Annotated in this window: 19 protein-coding genes; 9 read left to right on the top strand and 10 right to left on the bottom strand. The window is 59.9% G+C overall.

Annotated features, from left to right (window positions below; genetic code table 11):
* Positions 1-8: 8 nt before the first annotated feature.
* Complete coding sequence (gene mreC, locus HEQ61_RS03295; protein WP_168019728.1) at positions 9-911, bottom strand: rod shape-determining protein MreC; 903 nt, start codon at positions 909-911, stop codon at positions 9-11.
* Positions 912-990: 79 nt separating this feature from the next.
* On the bottom strand, positions 991-2,031 hold the full coding sequence (locus tag HEQ61_RS03300) for a rod shape-determining protein (RefSeq protein ID WP_066134692.1): 1,041 nt from the start codon (positions 2,029-2,031) through the stop codon (positions 991-993).
* A 420-nt stretch (positions 2,032-2,451) separates the two neighbouring features.
* Between HEQ61_RS03300 and HEQ61_RS03305 the strand changes: the two genes are divergently transcribed.
* On the top strand, positions 2,452-3,171 hold the full coding sequence (locus HEQ61_RS03305; RefSeq protein ID WP_168019729.1) for a hypothetical protein: 720 nt from the start codon (positions 2,452-2,454) through the stop codon (positions 3,169-3,171).
* Positions 3,172-3,239: 68 nt separating this feature from the next.
* Positions 3,240-4,481: an MFS transporter gene (locus tag HEQ61_RS03310; protein WP_168019730.1), complete on the top strand. Its 1,242-nt coding sequence runs from the start codon at positions 3,240-3,242 to the stop codon at positions 4,479-4,481.
* A 12-nt stretch (positions 4,482-4,493) separates the two neighbouring features.
* Here HEQ61_RS03310 and miaA read toward each other — a convergent pair whose 3' ends face one another.
* Positions 4,494-5,453, bottom strand: coding sequence for a tRNA (adenosine(37)-N6)-dimethylallyltransferase MiaA (miaA, locus tag HEQ61_RS03315; RefSeq protein ID WP_245183099.1), 960 nt, complete (start codon positions 5,451-5,453; stop codon positions 4,494-4,496).
* Positions 5,454-5,566: 113 nt separating this feature from the next.
* Here miaA and serB point away from each other — a divergent pair, with 113 nt between their 5' ends.
* Together serB and HEQ61_RS03325 are read left to right on the top strand one after the other, a co-directional pair.
* Positions 5,567-6,502 (top strand): phosphoserine phosphatase SerB, encoded by a 936-nt coding sequence (serB, locus tag HEQ61_RS03320; protein WP_168019732.1) that lies wholly within the window; start codon positions 5,567-5,569, stop codon positions 6,500-6,502.
* 42 nt (positions 6,503-6,544) lie between these two features.
* Positions 6,545-8,005, top strand: coding sequence for a sigma-54-dependent transcriptional regulator (locus HEQ61_RS03325; protein WP_168019734.1), 1,461 nt, complete (start codon positions 6,545-6,547; stop codon positions 8,003-8,005).
* On the opposite strand, the gene HEQ61_RS03330 is transcribed toward HEQ61_RS03325, so the two are convergent.
* Positions 8,002-10,227 carry a sensor histidine kinase gene (locus HEQ61_RS03330; protein WP_168019736.1) on the bottom strand — a complete coding sequence of 742 codons (2,226 nt, stop codon included), beginning with the start codon at positions 10,225-10,227 and terminating at the stop codon, positions 8,002-8,004. The two genes, HEQ61_RS03325 and HEQ61_RS03330, sit on opposite strands and share 4 nt — an antisense overlap.
* A gap of 233 nt (positions 10,228-10,460) precedes the next feature.
* Here HEQ61_RS03330 and HEQ61_RS03335 point away from each other — a divergent pair, with 233 nt between their 5' ends.
* Positions 10,461-12,080: an ABC transporter substrate-binding protein gene (locus tag HEQ61_RS03335; protein WP_168019738.1), complete on the top strand. Its 1,620-nt coding sequence runs from the start codon at positions 10,461-10,463 to the stop codon at positions 12,078-12,080.
* Here HEQ61_RS03335 and HEQ61_RS03340 read toward each other — a convergent pair.
* Positions 12,061-12,657, bottom strand: coding sequence for a hypothetical protein (locus tag HEQ61_RS03340; RefSeq protein ID WP_168019740.1), 597 nt, complete (start codon positions 12,655-12,657; stop codon positions 12,061-12,063). The two genes, HEQ61_RS03335 and HEQ61_RS03340, sit on opposite strands and share 20 nt — an antisense overlap.
* A gap of 84 nt (positions 12,658-12,741) precedes the next feature.
* Positions 12,742-13,626, bottom strand: a complete 885-nt coding sequence (locus HEQ61_RS03345) for a DnaJ C-terminal domain-containing protein (RefSeq protein ID WP_168019742.1) — start codon at positions 13,624-13,626, stop codon at positions 12,742-12,744.
* A gap of 260 nt (positions 13,627-13,886) precedes the next feature.
* On the opposite strand from HEQ61_RS03345, the gene pdxH reads away from it, so the two are divergent.
* The 4 genes from pdxH to aroC all read left to right on the top strand — a co-directional run bounded on the left by pdxH (position 13,887) and on the right by aroC (position 17,726).
* Positions 13,887-14,489: a pyridoxamine 5'-phosphate oxidase gene (gene pdxH, locus HEQ61_RS03350; protein ID WP_245183100.1), complete on the top strand. Its 603-nt coding sequence runs from the start codon at positions 13,887-13,889 to the stop codon at positions 14,487-14,489.
* Positions 14,490-14,707: 218 nt separating this feature from the next.
* Positions 14,708-15,652 (top strand): cation diffusion facilitator family transporter, encoded by a 945-nt coding sequence (locus HEQ61_RS03355; protein WP_168019746.1) that lies wholly within the window; start codon positions 14,708-14,710, stop codon positions 15,650-15,652.
* A 143-nt stretch (positions 15,653-15,795) separates the two neighbouring features.
* Complete coding sequence (fabI, locus tag HEQ61_RS03360) at positions 15,796-16,632, top strand: enoyl-ACP reductase FabI (RefSeq protein WP_168019748.1); 837 nt, start codon at positions 15,796-15,798, stop codon at positions 16,630-16,632.
* Positions 16,633-16,637: 5 nt separating this feature from the next.
* Positions 16,638-17,726 (top strand): chorismate synthase, encoded by a 1,089-nt coding sequence (aroC, locus tag HEQ61_RS03365; protein WP_168019750.1) that lies wholly within the window; start codon positions 16,638-16,640, stop codon positions 17,724-17,726.
* A 39-nt stretch (positions 17,727-17,765) separates the two neighbouring features.
* On the opposite strand, the gene mltG is transcribed toward aroC, so the two are convergent.
* From mltG to fabG, 4 genes are all read right to left on the bottom strand, one after another.
* Positions 17,766-18,773, bottom strand: a complete 1,008-nt coding sequence (gene mltG, locus HEQ61_RS03370) for an endolytic transglycosylase MltG (protein ID WP_322099177.1) — start codon at positions 18,771-18,773, stop codon at positions 17,766-17,768.
* Positions 18,774-18,875: 102 nt separating this feature from the next.
* Entirely contained in the window at positions 18,876-20,135 is a 1,260-nt protein-coding gene (fabF, locus tag HEQ61_RS03375) for a beta-ketoacyl-ACP synthase II (RefSeq protein WP_168019754.1), read from the bottom strand.
* A gap of 111 nt (positions 20,136-20,246) precedes the next feature.
* Complete coding sequence (locus HEQ61_RS03380) at positions 20,247-20,483, bottom strand: acyl carrier protein (RefSeq protein WP_066134645.1); 237 nt, start codon at positions 20,481-20,483, stop codon at positions 20,247-20,249.
* A gap of 217 nt (positions 20,484-20,700) precedes the next feature.
* Complete coding sequence (fabG, locus tag HEQ61_RS03385; RefSeq protein WP_168019830.1) at positions 20,701-21,438, bottom strand: 3-oxoacyl-[acyl-carrier-protein] reductase; 738 nt, start codon at positions 21,436-21,438, stop codon at positions 20,701-20,703.
* Between the last annotated feature and the right edge of the window lie 36 nt (positions 21,439-21,474).

Genomic DNA, 21,474 nt, shown 5'->3' on the forward strand with positions numbered 1-21,474 from the left:
CGCGCCCCTCAGCGGTTCTTTTCCGTCCGGGATTCCCCCGCCGCACCGTCAATGGATGGCGAGGTAAGGTCACTGATGACATCGGATACACCATAGTCAACCACCCGGACATACTCCAGACGGTCACGCTGGTAATAAGGCTTGATGCGGATCTCACCATCGTTGACAGATGCCACAATACCTACCGGCAAACCCGGCGGAAAAACACCGGCCACGCCTGATGTGGCCACACGATCCCCTGGCACCACCGCCATCTGCCCGCGGGAAAACATCAGCCGCGGTCGGTCGGTATTATCGCCGGCCAGTATAGCACGCTGCCGGGCATTGCCGATCGCAACGGGAATCCGACTGTTGATATCGGTCAGAAGCAAAACGCGCGAAGCACGCCGCCCTGTTTCGATTACACGACCGACCAATCCCTCACCGGAAACAACGGCATGCCCCTTGGAAACTAATTCGCGGGCACCGGCCGTTACCAGGACAGAGTGCGCAAAAGCACCGCCAGTATCAGCCACAACGCGTGCGGATACAAATGTTGCCTGGGGACCGGGAACAAAATGCATCAGCTGGCGCAAGGATTCGTTTTCTGTCTCCAATACCCTGGCTGCTGTCTGCCAACGCAACAACCGCGCATTCTCGTCGCGCAAGCGGGCGTTTTCTTCCCGAATGGCAACCAATTCGCGGATATTGGCGGTCACAGCCGTGATAAAGGACGCAGGCTGGGACATCACATCCATAACCGGAACCAAGGCATCGGCTACCCAGATCCTGACACTGCGGACAGCAACCGTATCCGCCTTGCCGACAAGCATCAGGGCAAACGACAGGATCACCAGAACGACAAAGGCAAAACGCCCGAACAAGGTGCGCAGATGGCTCAGCCGTGTTGACGTCGGCGCAGATTGCTTCACGTTCGGTCAGCCCCTGTTTGTGTTGCCGGCAGACTGTGGAAGTATAGCACAGCTTCCCGGAATAGCACGACCAGAGCGCTCAGTACATCGACGTCAACACGTTGCGCAGCTTCTTCAGCTCCTCCAGGGCCCGTCCTGTTCCCAAGGCAACACACGACAAGGGATCGTCGGCAATGGAAACCGGCAGCCCGGTGGACACACGCAACACATAGTCCAGGTTCTTCAGAAGGGCACCACCGCCGGTCAGGACAATGCCTTTTTCAACGATGTCCGCAGCCAGTTCCGGAGCCGTGTGCTCCAGCGCAACCTTGACTGCCTCCACAATATTGGCAACAGGCTCAGCAAGGCTTTCCGCGATTTGCCGCTCCGAAATAACCAGCTCTTTCGGGACACCGTTCATCAGGTCACGCCCCTTGATCTCGATGGTACGTCCCTCACCCTCATAAGGGGGGCAGGCACACCCGATATCTTTCTTGATGCGCTCCGCCGATCCTTCGCCAACAAGCAGATTATGATTGCGCCGGATGTAGGCGATGATCGCCTCGTCCATTTTGTCGCCACCGACACGAACGCTGCGGGCATAGACGATTCCACCCAGTGACAGCACGGCCACTTCTGTGGTTCCGCCACCGATGTCAACTACCATCGATCCTGTTGGCTCGGTCACGGGAAGCCCGGCACCGATCGCGGCAGCCATCGGCTCCTCGATCAGATAGACCCTGCGGGCACCGGCGGCTTCGGCTGATTCCTGGATTGCGCGTCGCTCGACAGCCGTTGACCCGGACGGAACGCAGATGATGACCATCGGGCTGGCAAAAGAACGACGGTTGTGCACCTTGCGGATGAAGTGCTTGATCATCTCCTCGGCGACTTCAAAGTCGGCGATGACACCATCGCGCAAGGGACGTATGGCCTGGATATTCCCCGGCGTGCGGCCCAGCATCTGCTTGGCCTCGTCCCCGACGGCCAGAACCTGCTTCTTGCCCTTGACCTCGGCGATGGCAACCACCGATGGTTCATTCAGAACGATACCGCGCCCCTTGACGTACACCAGTGTGTTGGCGGTACCAAGATCAATGGCCATATCGGCGGAGAGCCAGCCGGTCATCCTAGAAAGCATCTTGCCTCACTCGTCCTAAACGGGGTCGTTGCCTGGCGCCGGAAACGGCGGAACAATCTTTTGTATCGACCATCCGGGAACGCCAGCACCCAACGGCGGGGCCTACTTTTCCCGAACGTTTGCGACATTGCTGCACACACTGTTGCGCACCGCTGCCGCATCACCGCTGCCTGTTCGCCCAAACAACAGGTGACCGTGTGTTTATCTTCTGCCGCACGGTGAAGTTCAAGGGGAAACGATGCAGCGGATCATTCTTTTTCTCGCTTTCCACACCAATACCCTCCACAGTGCCGCCGTATATTTGCTGAACAAACCTGTTCACAGGTTATCATGCCCCACGTTTTCGCCTCTGCCGATGCCGCACAGGGATCCGACACCCTTCTGACAAATATGACTTAATACCATGCACCGGTTTATCACATGACTGCCTTGTCCATCACACTTGCCCTGCGTCATACCCTCCAGGCAATTGCCCACGTCCCGAACCTTCTGGCGCACCTGATGCTGCCGGCACTGGCTGTCGCGACCCTGTCGGCTGGAATGCGGTTCAGCCTTGGACAGGAACACCCGGCGCTTGTAATCCCAAGCCTCCTGGAACTGTGGCTGGGGATCACGCTCAGCGCCAATATGGCTCGCCTGGCTGTCCTGGGACCCGATGACCTAACCAATCCCGGTCGCGCAGCCTGGAATCTGGGCAGACGGGAACTGGTGGTTCTGGTGATGAACATGTTGGTTGCCGCACCCTTCTTTGTCAGCTTGGCTGTATTTGGAGCCATAGGAGCAGGATCCACCAACGCAGGCCCTGCAATGGGCATGCTGCTTGCCTTGGCTGTAGCTGGCGGAGCATGGGTTGCCCTGCGTCTCAGCCTGGCACCGGTTGCGGCTGCGCTGGACCTGCCGGCCCCGGCCAGGGTCAGCTGGCGCGCATCGGATGGCATAGTCCTGAAGCTGTTTCTGCTGGGACTGGCCTGCACGCCGGTACACCTGCCATGGTTTGCTCTTCAGGTCACGGAACCGGACTCAGTCCTGGCTGGAATGTTGGCCGGTATCCTGCAGGTCATGGCCATGACATTCAGCTGGCTGGCCTTGGGGTTTGCCTTCCGACAGGTCCGGGACCGGGAGGGACAGACAGTATCCTGATCCTGAAAGCATGACGTGTGCACGGACATGCGTCTGCGACCTTAAACACCAGCACAAGGGGGCCTGTTTTGGGGCATAAGACCATACTCAGCCTGGCGGGAATCTATCTCGTCATTTTCATCGACAGCCTGGGGGCCAGCCTGATCATCCCGATGCTGACCCCCATAGTCCATAACCCGGATATCGGGTTGATGGCCTCCGGAACCGAACACTATCGCAATATCCTGTATGGCGTGGCTCTGGGTGCCTTTTCCTTGGCCATGTTTTTTGGCTCCCCCCTGCTTGGCTCACTGTCAGACAGCCTGGGACGCAAAAAGACCCTGCTGATCTGCCTGGCCGGTCTGGCAGCCAGCTATAGCCTGATGACCTTTGCCATCATGCTGAAAAGCGTGTGGCTGTTCATTGGCGGGCGACTGGTCGGTGGGTTTTTCTCCGGCAGCCTGCCGGTTGCCCAGGCTGCCATTATTGATGTCACCGAACCGGATCACCGCGCCCGCTTTATCGGCTACATCATGTTTGCAGTTTCCCTGGGGTATGTGATTGGCCCACTGGTTGGCGGGTGGTTGAGCAATCCGGATATTACGCCCTGGTTCAGCCTGACAACGCCGTTTGTGTTTGTTGCCGTCCTGTCTGTGATCAACCTGCTGGCCCTGCTGCTGACCTTCAGGGACAGCAGCCATACAGGATCCGACCGTGTACCCTACCAGAACCCGGTTCGCACCCTTGCCGATGCCTTCCATTCCGACAGCGCCCGCACCTGCTGTATCCTGCTGCTGTTCATGCTGGTGGGGTGGAACACCTTTTTCCAGTTCATTGGTCTGTTTGTCACCCTGGAGCGGAACTTTGACCCACAGACGGTCAGTCATCTGGTTGCCTGGGCCGGTTTCGGCCTGGCCGTGTCTTTTCTGGTTCTGGTGGGCTTGGCCCTGAAATACATGAAGCCTGCCACCATGGTCTCACTGGCCCTGTTCCTCATGGCCCTGTGTATCGGGGGGGCTCTGTTTGTCTCCCACCCCTATGCACAGTATGCTCTGGCCACCATCGGGGCCTGTGGCTTCGGCCTGTCCTACAGCGGGCTGATGGCACGCCTGTCCGCCAGCTTCGATGCAGACCGGCAAGGCTCCATCATGGGGCTTGCTGCGGCAATTGCGGCCTTCAGCGCCGGCTTCTCGGCATTCTCTTTCGGAGCCATGGCCAATATCAGCCCCGGCGCCCCCCTTGCGGCGGCGCTGGCTTGCGTTGTTCTGGCCCTGTTGCTGAGCTGCCGGCCATCGCTGGATCCCGCGGCAACCCTCCAGAGCCAACCTTGATTCCACCCCGGGTCACAGCCCGGCTAACAGAGCTGCAGCCTGCTCGCACCACTGTCGGGAATCCTCCCCCGACAGGCGCAGGGTTGCCGGCAATTGATGCCGGAACCAGGTAACCTGCCGCTTGGCAAAGTTGCGGGTTGCCTGTTGGGCTGCATCAATCGCGGCTTCTTCCGACATTACCTCATGCAACAACGCCCGCAGTTCCGGCACACCCAGTGCCTTCAGGACCGGGGCATCGGCAGGCAGCTCCATGGCATCCAGGGCCCGCACCTCGTCGCGTGCCCCCTGTTGCATCATCTGCACAAAACGCAGGTCACAACGCTGGTAGAGCCACGGACGTGCCGGATCCAGAATGATGGTCAGGACATCCGCATCAACAACCGGCACCGGCGGTTCTTTCTGCCATGCGGTGATGGACCGTCCGGTTGCCTCCAGAACCTCCAGCGCCCGGATCTGTCTCTGGGTATCCCCCACCGACAGACGGGCCGCTGTTACGGGATCCCGCTCTGTCAGCAGGGCATGAAAGGCAATATTCCCGATGTCGTCCATCAGCGCCCGGGCCTGCACACGCACATCCCATGGAACATCCGGTATCGGCGACAGCCCATGCACCAGGGCACGCAGGTACAAACCCGTTCCGCCGGTGACAACCGGCAGGATACCCTGCTCCCGGCATCGAACAATCTCTTGCGCCGCCATATCGGCCCAGCGCGCTGCCGAACACACTTCGTCCCCACCAAGCACACCATACAGGCTGTGAGGAACGCTTTGCTCCTCTTCCACAGTCGGGCGGGCCGTGACCACGCGCAGTTCGCGGTACACCTGCATGGAGTCCGCATTGATAACGCAGCCACCAAAGCGATGAGCCAGATCCAGGGCCAAGGCAGACTTGCCGCTGGCTGTTGGCCCGGCGACCACCACCACGGCCCTGTCACGCTGCACAGAGCCCAATGCATCAATTACCCTTGCCAACTGTCTTTCCTGCCTCGTAATACCTGTATCCGGATGACATACCGGGGCAAAAACCCCGGCTTCCGCGCCGGCATTCTGACCGCCTGTTCTCTTCCTTGCAAGGGCTGCCAAAAATGGATTGTGTACTGACACTCATCGCCCCCGAAGCCGGTCAGTTGAGCCCGGACATGGTAAACACCGCGCGTGCCGCCCTGCGCAGCCGCCATGCCGAAACCGGGCGCCCGGAATGGCTGGCAAAGGAAGAAGCGTGCGACATTCCCTTTAGCGCCATCGACCCCAGCCTGGCCGATGCCGCTGTTCGCCACGTCCTGCAGGGGTACCAGCTTGACTGCATCAGCCAGCGCACGGAACACCGCCGCAAGATGCTTCTGGTCGCCGACATGGACTCCACCATCATTACCGGGGAAACGCTGGATGATCTGGCCGCCTTTGCCGGTGTCCAAGACAGGATCACGGCTATCACGGCCAAAGCCATGCGGGGCGAACTGGACTTTGAGGCCGCCCTGGAAGAACGCGTGGCCATGCTGCGCGGCCTGCCGGTCAGCACCCTGGAACAGACATGGCAGGCCATCACCCTGACCCCGGGTGCCCGCACATTGGTACAAACCATGCGGGCCCACGGGGCTTATTGCCTTCTGGCTTCGGGGGGATTCACGTTCTTCACAGAACGGGTTGCCCGGACCTGCGGCTTTGACGAACACCAGGGCAATACCCTTGATCTGGACGGGCAAGCCCTGGCCGGAACCGTCGCGTACCCGATCCTGAATCAGGGAACCAAGCTCCGCCTGCTGATGGAACGCGCCGGCGCACGGCACATCCCCCTCAGCGCCACAGCGGCAATCGGGGATGGCGCCAACGACATCCCCATGCTGAAAGCCGCCGGCCTTGGCATTGCCTGGCGGGCAAAGCCCCTGGTCCACAACAGCACGGCGTTCCGGCTGGATTACTGCGACCTGACCGGGCTGTTGTATGCCCAAGGGTATCGCAAGGACCAGATACAGGAAAACAGCAACCCCGGTTGCGAAGCAACCCTCACTGATATAGCGTGACAGGTGGGATTGAACAGGGGACCGGGGGGCGACCGCATATCCATGAAAGCCGGGATACTCATCGTTGAAGATGATCCCCTGATGGCGGAACGCTATGCCGGTGATCTTGCGGCATGGGAAACCCGTGTGGCCGAAACCGGCAGGCAGGCCATGGATATCCTGTCACAATCCCCGCCGGATGCCGTGGTTCTGGATGTCAACCTCCCGGATATGAACGGGCTTGAAATCCTGCGCCATATTCGCGGCAACGGCATGCCATGCGGTGTCGTGGTTGTAACGTCACAAGCCTCGGTTCGTCTGGCTGTCGAGGCTCTCCAGGCCGGGGCCGACGACTTTCTGGTCAAACCTTTTCCACCTGAACGCCTGCAGGTTACGGTCGGCAATGTCATTGCCAAACAAAAGCTCAGCACAAAGGTCGAGCAGCTGACCGAACAGCTCCAGCCTGAACCACCGGGGCAATGGGGTGGATTTATCGGGTCATCGGCCGCCATCCGGGGCGTATACCGGATGATCGAGGCCGCAGCCCCGTCACGCGCCACCGTCTTTATCACCGGCGAAAGCGGCACCGGCAAGGAACTCTGCGCGGAAGCCATTCACAGGGCCAGCCCACGTCGCAACGGGCCGTTTGTGGCTGTCAACTGTGCCGCCATCCCCCGGGACCTGATGGAAAGCGAGCTGTTCGGACACCTGAAAGGGGCCTTTACCGGGGCCATCGCAACCCGGGACGGTGCCGCAAGCCAGGCTGACGGCGGCACGCTGTTCCTGGATGAAATCGGGGAAATGGACATCAACCTTCAGGGAAAGCTGCTGCGCTTTCTCCAGACGGGAATGGTCCAGAAGGTCGGGGCCGACAAGGCGCAAAAGGTTGATATTCGCGTTATCTGCGCCACCAATCGGGACCCCTTGAAGGAAGTGGAGGAAGGACGGTTCCGCGAGGACCTGTACTATCGCCTGCACGTTATCCCGATCCATCTGCCTCCCCTGCGGGAACGGGACGGCGATGCGCTGGAAATTGCCCAGGCCCTGCTGCTGCGCCTGGCGGCCGAGGAAAACAAGCCCTTCCACCGCATTGCCCGCCCGGCCGCCCTGGCGATTGCTGGACATGACTGGCCCGGGAACGTGCGACAGCTTGAAAACGTTTTGCGCAGCGCCATTGTCCTGCATACGGGGGAAGAGCTGACCCTGGACATGCTCCCCGAGCAACTACAGGCTGAAGCAAAGGCAAACCCCGGACCAGCCGCCCTGGCCATTCTGGGCAATACGGTTGCCGCCACATCCAGTGCCCTGAAAGCAGCGATCCTGCACAATCACGATGCAGGCCATCCTGATGCAGGCAATGGTCCGGGTCATCTGAAGCCTCTGTGGCTGATCGAGAAAGAGGCAATTGAGTCCGCAATCCATGTGTGCGGGGGCAACATCCCGCGTGCCGCTGCGCTGCTGGAAATCAGTCCGTCCACCATTTATCGCAAAAAGATCAGCTGGGCCGAGAAACAACCGAATTAAGGGGACAGGTAACCGGGGCTTGCCTCTTGCAACACCCTCTGCGGCTCAGAGGCAGAAACAGGATCGTGCAATGGAAGCGTAAAATGGACGGCACTGTCCTGCCCATCCGGATCCAGACCACCTGACGGATCAATCCACAAGCGGCCACCATAGTTTTCAACGATACGGCGGCACAGCGACAGCCCGATACCACCGGCTGTCACCACGGGGCGGGTGTCATCACCATGTGGAGCCACATCATGATGCGTACTGATCGGCGCAGCATGCCCGTTGTAGGCAACAACACATTCACAGAAAGCCCCGGCCTGCAAAACACGGATCACAATCTTCAGCGCATGCTGCGGATCCCGGCTGTCGAGAATATGAAACAGCACATTACGGAACAGCCCGGCCACAGGCTCGGGATGTGCAGCAACCGACGGCAGGCGACCATCAACGGACAGTACGGCCCCACACTCCTCAAGAACCGGTCCAAGTCCCCTGGAAACCCGTGCAACCACATCCCACAGGGGTACGGGCTCGCATGCGCCACCACAGCCAATCCGGGAATAGTCGAGAAGCTCTGCAATCATGCGCTCCATGCGCCGCCCGCCCTCGGCAACACGCCCCATGTCGCTGCGGAATGACTCATCAAGCAGATCACCGGCCCTGTGGCCAATCTGCTGCAGGCCATTGACCATCGCACGCAAAGGATCCTGCAAGTCATGGGCAATGCTGTGGGCAAACTGTTCCAGTTCGCGGTTTGAACGTTCCAGATCATCGATCAACAAACGCAAACGATTTTCATAATGCTTGCGATCCGTAATGTCTGCCAAGCCGACCAATGCAATGGCACGACCATCCAGCGCACCGGTACGGGCGGATACCAAGGCCCAGAACGGTGGCGCCGCAACACGACGGAACTGCATGTCCAGACGCTCCACCGCGTCATTGTTACGTAAACGGGACAACACATCCGAGACCGCTTCGTGACTGACCCACAAATCCTCGGCCATTACACCGGACAAGCCATCGCACCGGATCCCGAACAGGTCGGCAGCAGCAGCATTAACGCGGGAAACAAGACCCGAGGTCAGATCAACCAGCATGAAAGGGGCGGGCGAAATATCCAGCAGATATTCCAGCTGCTGTCGGCCACGCAGGGCATTCTGCTCGCTGTCCTTCAAATTCCCCAGGGCACAGGACAAACGTTGAACCGCCTCCCCAATCACCTGGAACTCTTTCAGTGATGCCGGTTCCTGCATGGGAAGAGGATCCCCGCTGTAAATCGCATCCAGGGCTTCACGGGCACGAACAGCCGGTCGCACAACATGCCGCAGCAACAAAAGCCCGCCCACAAGGATCAGAACCAAGGATCCACACACTAGGACAGAGCCCATGATGATGCCCTGCCATCCAGCCTCGACAATCGCCGCAGCACTGTTCCGGACCGTATTTGCAGCCGCCCTGGACAGATTTGCCGTCATATGCTCCAGCGACATACGCGTCTGGCTGGCCTCCTTGTCAGCCTGCACCAAGACCGCCAGCTGTTCGCGGCGCAGATCAACCACCGACAGGATATCATGCAGCAGACTGGTGGCAATTTCAGGACATTCCAGACATGGAGAAGACCCTTTGTAGAGAGCAAGCAAACGGTTGCGGGCGGCAGAAATATGAACCTGAAGAGCTTGCAGCCGGTCAATGTCCTGCTCGACCTCCACACGGGCCAACAATGACTGCAGTTCCAGCATGATCTGTGACCAGAGGGCATTGACAGGGCGGACAGGAATGATGACTTCGACCAGCCGCACCTGAATACCAACCCGTTGCACCGCCAATGTATCGGCAAGATCACGCAGATAGGCACTGCGCCGAATGGCAGACAGCGCTGTATCCAGACAAGCCATACTGTCCACGCCGGCAAGGGGAGCAAAACGGACAGCCGTTCTTTCTGCCGTCAGCAAAGCCTTGTCGCGACGGACAGGATCATTGGTTCCCAGAACCACTTCGGCTGTTCTGGCCAGTTCCGCCGCCAGTACAGCCAGTGTCTGTTGCCCCAGAACTTCCGGGATAATACGCCCCTCTGTTTCTTCAGCCAAGGATATGGTACGGCTGAAGGCCAGAAGAATAGCCAGCGACGCACCGGCAACCGTCACCAGCATCACAATGCTGGCGACCATAACAACGGAACGAAGGCTCATCCCCTTCAGGGGAAAGGCAGGCGAAGCCGAAGACGGGAACATGTCACACCCTGCTTACGGGGTACAGCCAAACCCCGGGCATCCTGTCAACAAACAGGCCCGGAACTGACTTGAATTGTTGCACTTTATCAGCTTCTTGACCATCCTTCCACAGTCCATACCGCAACAGCCACATGGAGTCTGCAGGCGCTATCCGGCCTCCGGATCTATCATTGACACAAGCCCCGGCATGCAACACCAACGGCCATAATGATCGCGTCAGGAACAGGTGCATAATGACACAACAGCCCGAAAACCTGCGGAAGAAGATATGGAAAAGGGGAGCCATCCTCGCGGTGATAGCCTTGGCCCTGGCAAGCCACAGCGCGGCGTACGCACGCAACCTGTCGGAAAAAACCCTGCGTATTGCCCTCGCTTCGGAAATCATATCGGCGGACCCGCACCGCCATGTCTACATGCCTGATATCCTGCTGCTCTCACACATCTACGATACCCTGATCACACGCGATCAGGATGGGCGCCTTGCTCCATCCCTGGCCGTAAAGTGGGCACAGCCAGCACCGAATACATGGGATTTCACCCTCAGGAAAGGCGTCAGGTTTCACGATGGGTCACACTTGCGGGCGCATGACGTGGCATCATCCATCCAACGGGCCCGGTCGGTGCGCGACAGCCCGGTATCCTTCGGCGATTACCTGTCTGCCATTGCGCGGACAGAGATCCTGTCACCCCATGTCCTGCGCATTCACACAACAGACCCCATTCCGGATCTTCCATACCGGCTGAGTATTCTGAAGATCATACCGGCCAAAGCTGTTATGGCCAGCCGGGCTGACTTTGACCAACTGCTGCAAAAAACAGGAAGCGGGCCCTATCAGATCCAGCAATTCGATCGCCAGAAGCAGGAAATCATTCTGCGGGCTTCCACCAGCTACCATGGACCGCCACCACAATGGGATACCGTTATCCTGCGCGTCATACCCGATGATGCCCTTCGGGTTACTGCCCTGATTGCCGGGCATGTTGATATTATCGAACAACTTCCTCCTGCTGATGCAAGCCGTCTGGTCCGTAATCCCGCCTATACGGTCACCAGCCTGAAACCCGACCAACTCCTGTTTCTGGCCCCTGACACCCGCAAGCGCCACAGCCCGTTTGTCCTGAAAACCGGAAACCGGAGTACCAACAAGAACCCGCTGCATGACCCACGGGTTCGACGGGCCATTTCACTGGCAATTGACCGCCAGACCCTGGCAGAAGACAGTCTGTGCGGCTTCGCGGAACCAACCGACAGCCCCCTGCCCACTTCCGTACATCCGACACAGCTTCGGTCAGAGCCGGAGCAAGCCAGGGAGCTCCTGCGCGAAGCCGGCTGGGAAGGCGGCTTCACGGTTACCCTGCATATGCCGGAAGACCGCTATGTATCCGCGCTTGAAATTGCCAACACCATAGCCCTGCAACTCAGCCGGATCGGGGTAACAGTTGTCATAGAACCCGTTGATCCGGAACGGTTCTACCGGGCCGCCGGGAATGGGGACTATTCATTGATGTTGCTGGGAATAGCCCTGGATATCCGGACCCCCATGCATCCTGCCTCTTCACTTCTCGGCAGCACACAAAAGATGAACCGGACAGGGTGGCAGAATCCACGTATGGACAGACTGCTGGCAGCGGCTGCGGAAACAGGAAACGCCGGAGATAAGGGCACGCGACTGGCAGAAATACAGGTCATCCTTGACGCAGAGGCACCCGTTATCCCCCTGTATCGACAGATCCCGCTTTATGCCATGCGGGCGCACCTGACCATGAACAGTACCCAACAGGAAGGAAACTTGGCCGACACGATCACACCGTCACCCTCTCCATCCCGCACGGTCAGTGACGCGGGGCATTGATCTGCGACAGGATCATCCGGCGCACCTCGGATACAGATCCCAGAACATCCTGGGCCCGCACCATAAGATCTGCCAACTTCGGCGTTGTCGTTTTGCCGGGAGACCCGACACCGCGTGCCACCTCGGCATACAGCTCGTCCAGCTGGCCGCCCGGATCCTTGATCTGCGAGGCATCCTCGTCCAGGGCCTTGTACAGCAGAACCACCGACATGGCCGCCGTTGCCCGGCTGGTCAAGGTAGACAGGTCACGGGTCAGCCCGATACGGGCTTCCGGCGGCAAGGAAGCGCTCTCTTTTTTCTGCTGGTCCGAATCAGTGATCCAAGACCGGGTATCTTCCAGAAGCCCCAGAAGGTCATGGAAGACTCCGTCAACAAAGGCGGATTCATTCTGTCGTTCTGCGCTCAAGGTCTCTCTCCGGGAAACAAGCCCCAGGCACAAGGCCGGAATGCAGGGATCATCACACAGAGGCAGGGCGCCGACAATCATCCCCGCACAGACCGGAATACCGGCGCAGAACCAAAGCCGGCTGCCATCATGCCCAAGAGCCTGATAAAACAAGAGGCTGGGAGCCAACATTCACGACACAGACTGACACCATCCTGGAAGGCAGGCCCGAAAACGTCGTTTCTGCACAGACACCAGGCCATACTGGACCCGATTCTATAGCCCCTGCGCAACGCCGGCATTTTGCAGAAAGTCCTTCAGAACCGGGTCCGATGGATCTTCCAGCACAATCATCAACCGGCAAATCTGGTCGCCACGCCCGCTTCCGGAACCGGAACGGACAATCCCTTTCCCCTTCAGACGCAACTGGGTTCCTGTGTTGGATCCGGACGGAATCACAAGCTGCACAAGCCCGTCAACCGTCGGCACCGTCACCCGCGCGCCCAGGACAGCCTGGGACAGGGATACCGGAATATCGGCCAGCACATTCAGACCATCACGCCGGAACAGGGGGTGATCCTGCACAGTCACCTCCACCAGGGCATCACCGGGCTGACCGTCGCCGGCTCCCGGAAGCCCCATGTCTTTCAGACGCAAAACAGCGCCTGTCTCGCAGCCTGCAGGAACCTTCACATCCAGCGCCCTGCCCGAAGCCAGGGTGATACGCTTGACCCCACCCAGAGCCGCTTCCTCGAACGTTACAGACAGCGTATAGCGCACATCCGATCCGGGCCGCGATGCGCCGCGGTGCTGATACCCGGTCCGGCGCAACAGATCGGCAAACAGGTCATCATCAGAGGCTCCATCGTCCTCATGGCCGTATCCCCATGGCGACCGTCCGGCTGTCCCCTTGGCATAGCGGAAAGAAGAGGCCCGCTCGCTGCCATCGGCATTGATCTCGCCCCGGTCAAAACGGGCACGGCGCCGTGGATCCGACAACAGGTCATAGGCCGCCGTAACATCGCGGAAACGCTCCCCGGCCCCGTCATCGCAAGGGTTGCAGTCGGGGTGCACCGTGCGGGCCAGGGCACGGTATGCCTTCTTGATCTCGGCACTCGTTGCCGTTCGGGGTACCCCCAAAACAACATAGGGATCCTGCATGCACCATCACTCCGTGGAACCGGAAAGCGGCAGGCCCGGATTCCGGAAGCCGTCACAGCCTGCCCATACACGCCCACCCCTTATAGTGGGAGCAGGCTGACAGAACCGCAAGCCCTGCACAAGAACACGGACAATACAAACCCATCCATTGCATACATCCTGTTTTTCTGGGAACCGGAAACAACAGGCGTTATGGTGGGGGAGCAATGCGCCCGGAAACGGCACAAGACCCGCAGCATGCCCAGCAGGATTGCCCCACCATGAGCAGCACTTCCCTTGACGAGAACGCCAACCCCATCGTCCAGTTCGGCCAGTGGCTGAAAGCTGCGGAAGCATCCGAACCCAACGACCCGAATGCCATGAACCTGGCCACGTGCAATGCACAGGGGCACCCGTCCTCGCGCATGGTGCTGCTCAAGTCTTTCGATCACCAGGGCTTTGTGTTCTACACCAACCGGGAAAGCCACAAGGGTACGGACCTGCAGGAAAACCCCCGCGCAGCCCTGTGCCTGCACTGGAAGTCCCTGCGGGCGCAAATCCGCGTGGAAGGGCGCGTGGAAACCGTCAGCGAGGCCGAGGCCGATGCCTATTTCGCCTCCCGCCCGCGGGATTCACGGATCGGGGCCTGGGCTTCTTCACAGTCCCGCCCGCTTGGCAGCCGTTTCGAACTGGAAAAACGCATCGCGACGTACGGCCTCAAATTCGGCTTCGGAGACATACCCCGCCCCCCCTACTGGTCGGGGTTCCGGGTTGTGCCGGCACAGATTGAATTCTGGCGCGACCGCCCTTTCCGCCTGCACGACCGCATCGTGTACACAGCCGAAAGCGACGGAACGTGGACGACCAAACGCCTGTATCCGTAACCGGACCATCCTTCCCGCGACCAACCTCGCTTGGCGGGGCTTTCCCTGCATGATAGGACTGGGGCCACAGCCAAATCCCGCAAGGTTGCGAGGCTGACCCGGGACCTGTTCCCCGTCAACACGCCATAACAGACCGGGACCACGGCACCCACCCAGGCCATCAATGGAAAACCCGTTCCCATCCACACCAGACACACCATGCCCCCCATGGAAACACCATGACAGACAACACAGCACCCCCGGAAACCTCCACCTCTGTCAGCCCGGAGCAGGCCGCACGCCTGATGCGCGGTGTGACTGCCCTGGCAACCGGGATGGCGGTTCTGATGGTTGCCATCAAGTTTGCCGCCTGGTGGATGTCGGGTTCGGTCGCCCTGCTGTCCAGCCTGATCGATTCGGGCCTGGACTTTGCCGCATCCCTGATCACCATGCTGGCCGTCCGCAAATCCCTTGTGCCGCCGGATGCCGATCACCGCTTCGGTCACGGCAAGGCTGAACCCCTGGCCGCCCTGGCCCAGTCCGTGTTTGTCGGTATATCGGCTGTCCTGCTGAGCATAGAGGCCGTATCGCGCGTGATCACCCCTGAACCGGTACAGCATGAAACAACCGGCATTGCTGTCATGCTGGTTTGTATTGTCCTGACCCTGGGCCTTGTCGCCGCACAGAAACGGGTTGTCCGGCTGACCGGGTCCGTTGCCGTATCGGCCGACAGCCTGCACTACTCCGGGGATTTGATGATCAATATGGGGGTCATTGTCGCCCTGCTGGCATCCTCACAGATAGGCTGGACATGGGCTGACCCCCTGTGTGCGCTGATCGTGGCCGGCGTTCTGGTCTACAGCATTGTCCGCATTACGGCCCATGCCCTGGACAACCTGATGGACCGGGAGCTACCCGATGCCGACCGCGAACGGATCCTGGCCCTGGCCGCGCACGATCCACGGGTCATCGATGCCCATGACCTGAGAACCCGGCGTTCCGGGCTCCAGACCTTTATCCTGCTGCACCTGACCCTGCCACGGGACATGACCCTGGGCAGCGCCCACGATATCTGCGAGGCCGTGGCAACATCCATACGCCAGGCCTACCCGGGGTCCGAGGTCACAATTCACCAAGACCCCGGCGGACTGATTGAAGAGCGACTGGATGACCGGATCCGCTAGGACACCGGTACCAACACGCCAGCGCAACCAATTCTGGCGTACACCATGCTGGTCCTTTGACGTCCATGGCAACTGGTGTAGGATGCCGCCTTTCTGCCTGTCGGCAGAACCACTTGTTGTCTCACCGCTGCTAAGAGGTCCTGATGAATGTTCCCGCGCCGCTGATGGCCAATAAAAAAGGCCTGGTCATGGGCGTTGCCAACGATCGCTCCATTGCCTGGGGGATCGCCCGCGCCTGTGCAGCCCACGGGGCTGAACTTGCCTTTACCTTTCAGGGAGAAGCCCTGGAGAAACGTGTGCGCCCCCTGGCCGCCGGAGTTGGCAGTTCCCTGGTTCTGCCCTGCGATGTTACCAATACCGACAGCCTGGAAGCCTGCTTTTCCACTCTTGAAAAGGAATGGGGGCAACTTGACTTTGTCATTCACGCCATCGCCTTTTCCGACAAGGAAGAGCTGAAAGGCCCCTATTACAACACCAGTCTGGACAACTTCCTGAACTGTATGCACGTCTCGGTCTATTCCTTTACCGAGGTGGCCCGGCGTGCCCGCCCGCTGATGAAGAATGGCGGCTCCCTGCTGACCTTGTCCTATTACGGCGCCGAACAGGTGATGCCGCACTACAACGTCATGGGCGTGGCCAAGGCCGCCCTGGAAGCCAGCGTCCGCTATCTTGCCGTTGACCTGGGCGGTGAAAAGATCCGCGTCAACGCCATATCCGCCGGCCCGATCAAGACCTTGGCCGCCAGCGGCATTGGTGATTTCCGCCTGATCCTGCGCTGGAATGAACTGAACGCCCCGCTGCGAACCAATGTTTCGATTGACGATGTCGGTCATTCCGGCCTGTACCTGCTGTCCGACCTGTCCTCGGGCGTGACCGGGGAAATTCATCATGTCGATGCAGGCTATCACACGGTTGGCATGCTCAACCCGGCCAGCGCCGGCGATCTGTCAGACCTGCTCGGCCAGTTCCGGAAGGACTGAGACACGTGGCCGGCAACAGCTTCGGAACCATGTTCCGGTTCACGACATTCGGTGAAAGCCATGGGCCGGCCCTGGGATGTGTGGTGGATGGCGTTCTCCCCCGCATCCCTCTGTCCGAAGAGGACATCCAGACATGGATGGACAAGCGGAAACCCGGCACAAGCCGTTTTGTAACCCAGCGGCGGGAGCCTGATACGGTCAAGATCCTGTCCGGCGTGTTCGACGGGCAGACAACCGGAACGCCCATCGGGCTTCTGGTGGAGAATGTCGACCAGCGCTCCCGCGATTATGGGGATATCGCCAACCAGTTCCGCCCCGGGCATGCTGACCTGACTTACCAGCTGAAGTATGGCATCAGGGATTATCGCGGTGGCGGACGTTCATCGGCACGTGAAACCGCGATGCGGGTCGCTGCCGGTGCCATCGCCCGCCGGGTTCTGGACCACCTTGTCCCCCACGGGATTTCCATACGCGGTGCCATGGTACAAATGGGCCCTCACCGGATTGACCGCAACCGCTGGAACTGGAACACGGTGGGGCAAAATCCCTTCTTCTGCCCCGATGCTGTTGCGGCGGCAGAATGGGAAAGCAGGCTGGAAGAGGTCCGCAAGGCAGGTTCGTCCTGCGGTGCCATTATCGAGGTCATTGCCGAGAACGTTCCGGCCGGGCTGGGGGAACCCGTCTACGACAAGCTGGATGCCGACCTGGCCCGGGCCATGATGTCCATCAACGCGGTCAAGGGGGTGGAGATCGGCGACGGCTTTGCGGCAGCAGCCCTGTCAGGGGAAGACAATGCCGACGAGATGCGACAGACCGACAAGGGGGGCATCGCATTCCTGTCCAATCATGCCGGTGGCATTCTGGGCGGCATTTCCAGTGGTCAACCGATTGTCGTGCGTCTGGCCGTCAAGCCGACATCCTCCATCCTGACCCCCAGACGCAGCGTGGACCAGGACGGACAGGACATCACCATCCGCACAACCGGACGGCATGACCCCTGCGTCGGCATTCGCGCCGTTCCCGTGGCGGAAGCCATGGTGGCCGTTACGCTGGCCGATCACCTGCTGCGGCATCGCGGACAGTGCTGTTGGTGAAGGCCGGGGCATGGAACAGCAAGGATACTGGCCCGTAGGCTAGCGGGCGTCTGCCCTTTCCTTGCCCCGACTGATCTTGCGCCAGCGGGCAACGTTGCGGTTATGCTCGTCCAGGGTCTCGGCAAAGACGTGCCCGCCCGTACCGTCAGCAACAAAGTACAGGTCCTTTGTCTGTGCCGGCGCCAGAACGGCTGCTATGGATTCCCGCCCCGGGTTGGCAATGGGGCCAGCCGGAAGACCCGGACGGGTATAGGTATTCCACGGGTGATCCTGCTCCAGATCCTTGCGCAGCAGCGCCCTGTCCAGACTGCCGTCATCCGGGCTGAGACCATAGATGACCGTGGGATCTGACTGCAGGGGCATCCCCAGACGCAGACGGTTGATAAAAACCGCAGCAACCCGCGGGCGTTCCCCGGGAACAGCAGTTTCCTTCTCGACAACAGACGCCAGGATCAAGGCCTGCCGCCGGTCCTTCAGCGGAAGTCCCTCTACCCGCTGTGACCACAATGCCTCAAGGGTATCGCCCATCGCCCCCATCATACGACGCACCACCGCATCGCGGCTGTCCCCACGCATAACCTGCCATGTTTCCGGCAGCAGGGTGCCTTCTCCCGGAGAAACCGTCAGCTCTCCGTCCAGAACCGCCATATCACGCACACGATGCAGCACTTCTGCGGTCGTCAAGCCTTCCGGAATGGTCAAGGGATAACGGACCATGCCCGTTCCGGCAGCCAGCTGATCAAGAACAGCCGCCATCGATGCTCCGGCGGGAATGGCATACTCGCCGGCCTTCAACGACGCACTGCGCCCGTCGAGCCGGGCTGACAGCAGGAAGATCTCGGTATCCAGGCGCCCGGGCAACAACCCGGCTCCGTGCAGACGTTCCGCGATGCCAGCCAAACCCGATCCACGCGGAATCAGGACCACAACATCCTGCTCATGCAAGCCCGGCTCTTCGTAACGCTGGTGGACCCGGAAAGCAAAGATGCCCGCACAGACTACCAACACACCGGCACACAAAAAGAATAATTTCCCCAGAAACCGCACGACACCCATCCCGAAAGCCCAACCAACCTTATACCAGAATCAAAGAACCGCCGCAGCCCATGCCCCGGCGGTTCCTTCTTGTCAACGACCGGGAAACCCGGATCAAACAGCCCCGATCACCAAGGAGGCATTGGTCCCGCCAAACCCGAAGGAGTTTGACATCGCCACCTTGATCGAACGTTGCTTGGCCTGATTGGGCACAAGGTCAACATCACACCCATCCAGCGGATCATTCAGGTTCAATGTCGGCGGACAGACCTGATCCTGCAAGGCCCTGACGGTGTAAATTGCCTCAACGGCACCGGCAGCACCCAACAAGTGACCGATAGAGGATTTGGTCGACGACATGGACAGTGCCCGTGCCTGTTCGCCAAACAGACGTTTCACCGCCCCCAGCTCGATTTCATCGCCCAGCGGGGTCGATGTACCATGGGCATTGATATAATCCACACCCGAGACATCCAGGCGGGCATCACGCAGCGCATTGCGCATTGCGCGGAAAGCACCGTTTCCATCCTCGGCCGGAGCAGTAATGTGGTGGGCATCACCGGACATTCCGTACCCCAGAACCTCGGCATAAATCTTCGCACCGCGCCTGCGGGCGTGTTCATACTCTTCCAGAACCAGAACCCCGGCCCCTTCACCCATCACAAAGCCGTCACGCCCCTTGTCCCAGGGACGGGATGCTGTTTCCGGCGTATCATTGTAACCAGTGGACAGGGCCCTGGCAGAGGCAAAACCGGCAATCCCCAAGCGGCAGACTGCGGCCTCGGCACCACCGGCAATCATGACATCGGCATCACCATACTTGATGATACGGGATGCATCACCAATGGCATGGGCACCTGTTGAACAGGCCGTCACCACGGCATGGTTCGGTCCCCTGAATCCATAACGGATCGACACATGCCCGGAGACAAGGTTGATAAGAGAAGACGGAATAAAGAACGGACTGATCTTGCGCGGACCGCTGTTGGCAAGGGTCATGGCCGACTCTGAAATACTCGGCAACCCGCCGATACCAGACCCGATAATCACCCCTGTCCGCTCGCGCTCTTCCTCGTCGGAAGGCATCCACCCGGAATCTTCGACAGCTTCGATTGCAGCTGCAAGCCCGTAGACGATAAAGTCGTCCATACGGCGCCGCTCCTTGGCTGCAGCCACCGCATCAGGGTCGAAGCGCCACGGATGGCTTTCCTCGACCGGCACCTGGCCGGCAATGCGGGCCGGCAGATCGCCAACGTCAAAACGCTCGATAGCCCGAACGCCCGACACGCCCTTCAGAATCTGCTCCCAGTTTCCCCGGACACCGCTACCCAGCGGGGTAACCATACCCAGCCCGGTAATGACCACTCGCCTCATCACACACTGTTTCCGTTATTGTTCCTGAAAAACGGTAACAAATCCACAGGCCCCGGGTATGGTCCCACACCGTGGAAACCACCCCAAAGCCGGCAGACTTGTGCCGTAAAATCAGGCCGCGTTGGCCTCGATGAAGGAAATGGCATCCTTCACAGTCTGGATCTTTTCGGCTGCATCATCAGGGATTTCGACGCCGAATTCTTCCTCGAATGCCATAACCAGCTCGACGGTATCCAAGCTGTCAGCACCCAGATCGTTGATGAAGCTGGCAGTTTCGGTCACCTTTTCGGCCTCTACGCTCAGCTGTTCGATCACAATCTTCTTCACGCGCTCGGCGACGTTGCTCATTCGTCTGTTCCTCGGTTTCAGTTTTTGGCTGCTTCGGGAATACAGGATCCGAAGCTGGCCCGATTTGAACTTAATAACGCATCCGGTCAAGTAAAATCCGGGCACCCGCCCCGATCTTCGTCACTATATCCGGCTGCAAGCGTTCTGACCTAACACAGGACAGAACACAATACCAGACTCACAGAACACCAATACAATGCCCTGACGGAAATCCCTGTCAGATCATGGCCATACCACCGTTGACATGCAGGGTCTGGCCCGTCACGTACCCCGCCTCGCGCGAGGCAAGGTAGACGACAGCCGCTGCAATATCATCTGCCGACCCCATATGACCAGCAGGAATACCCGCGTTCAGCTTTTCCTTATGGGCTTCGGGCAGGCCTTCCGTCATAGCGGTGGCGATGAAGCCCGGGGCTACGCAGTTGACAGTAATCCCGCGTGAGGCAACCTCGGCCGCCAAGCTTTTCGACATCCCGATCAGGCCGGCTTTCGAAGCCGCATAGTTGCACTGCCCCGGGTTCCCGGTCACGCCGACAATCGAGGTCACAGAAACAATACGGCCAAAACGGCGCTTCATCATCCCCTTCAGGCAGGAACGGGCCAGCTGGAACGAGCTGGTCAGGTTGACACGCAGCACCGAATCCCAGTCTTCGTCCTTGAGACGCAGGGCCAGGTTGTCACGGGTCAGTCCGGCGTTGTTGACCAGGATATCCACCTTGCCCATGACCGCTTCGGCAGCAGGTACCAAGGCGGCCACCGAATCCGGATCCGACAGGTTTGCCGACGTTACGAACGCCCGCTCTCCCAGCTCGGCCGCCACCTGTTCCAGCGCGTCACGGCGCGTTCCGGACAGGGCGACAACAGCCCCCCGGGCGTGCAGGGCACGGGCCACAGCCCCGCCAATACCACCCGAGGCCCCGGTAATCAACGCACAGGCACCGCTCAGATCAAACATGGCACGGCCCTTTTCCTTGTCCGATTCCCCGGCGCA

This window comes from Haematospirillum sp. H4485, from assembly GCF_012102745.1.
Taxonomy (GTDB): Bacteria; Pseudomonadota; Alphaproteobacteria; order Rhodospirillales; family Rhodospirillaceae; genus Haematospirillum.

Excerpts from the sequence above, each read along its gene's own strand:
- HEQ61_RS03300 (WP_066134692.1), bottom strand. The coding sequence starts at position 2,031 with ATGCTTTCTAGGATGACCGGCTGGCTCTCCGCCGATATGGCCATTGAT.
- HEQ61_RS03355 (WP_168019746.1), top strand. The coding sequence starts at position 14,708 with ATGACAGACAACACAGCACCCCCGGAAACCTCCACCTCTGTCAGCCCG.
- HEQ61_RS03330 (WP_168019736.1), bottom strand. The coding sequence starts at position 10,227 with ATGTTCCCGTCTTCGGCTTCGCCTGCCTTTCCCCTGAAGGGGATGAGC.
- fabF (WP_168019754.1), bottom strand. The coding sequence starts at position 20,135 with ATGAGGCGAGTGGTCATTACCGGGCTGGGTATGGTTACCCCGCTGGGT.
- HEQ61_RS03325 (WP_168019734.1), top strand. The coding sequence starts at position 6,545 with ATGAAAGCCGGGATACTCATCGTTGAAGATGATCCCCTGATGGCGGAA.
- HEQ61_RS03345 (WP_168019742.1), bottom strand. The coding sequence starts at position 13,626 with ATGCAGGATCCCTATGTTGTTTTGGGGGTACCCCGAACGGCAACGAGT.
- fabG (WP_168019830.1), bottom strand. The coding sequence starts at position 21,438 with ATGTTTGATCTGAGCGGTGCCTGTGCGTTGATTACCGGGGCCTCGGGT.
- fabI (WP_168019748.1), top strand. The coding sequence starts at position 15,796 with ATGAATGTTCCCGCGCCGCTGATGGCCAATAAAAAAGGCCTGGTCATG.
- HEQ61_RS03340 (WP_168019740.1), bottom strand. The coding sequence starts at position 12,657 with ATGTTGGCTCCCAGCCTCTTGTTTTATCAGGCTCTTGGGCATGATGGC.
- HEQ61_RS03335 (WP_168019738.1), top strand. The coding sequence starts at position 10,461 with ATGACACAACAGCCCGAAAACCTGCGGAAGAAGATATGGAAAAGGGGA.
- HEQ61_RS03305 (WP_168019729.1), top strand. The coding sequence starts at position 2,452 with ATGACTGCCTTGTCCATCACACTTGCCCTGCGTCATACCCTCCAGGCA.
- pdxH (WP_245183100.1), top strand. The coding sequence starts at position 13,887 with ATGAGCAGCACTTCCCTTGACGAGAACGCCAACCCCATCGTCCAGTTC.
- HEQ61_RS03380 (WP_066134645.1), bottom strand. The coding sequence starts at position 20,483 with ATGAGCAACGTCGCCGAGCGCGTGAAGAAGATTGTGATCGAACAGCTG.
- serB (WP_168019732.1), top strand. The coding sequence starts at position 5,567 with ATGGATTGTGTACTGACACTCATCGCCCCCGAAGCCGGTCAGTTGAGC.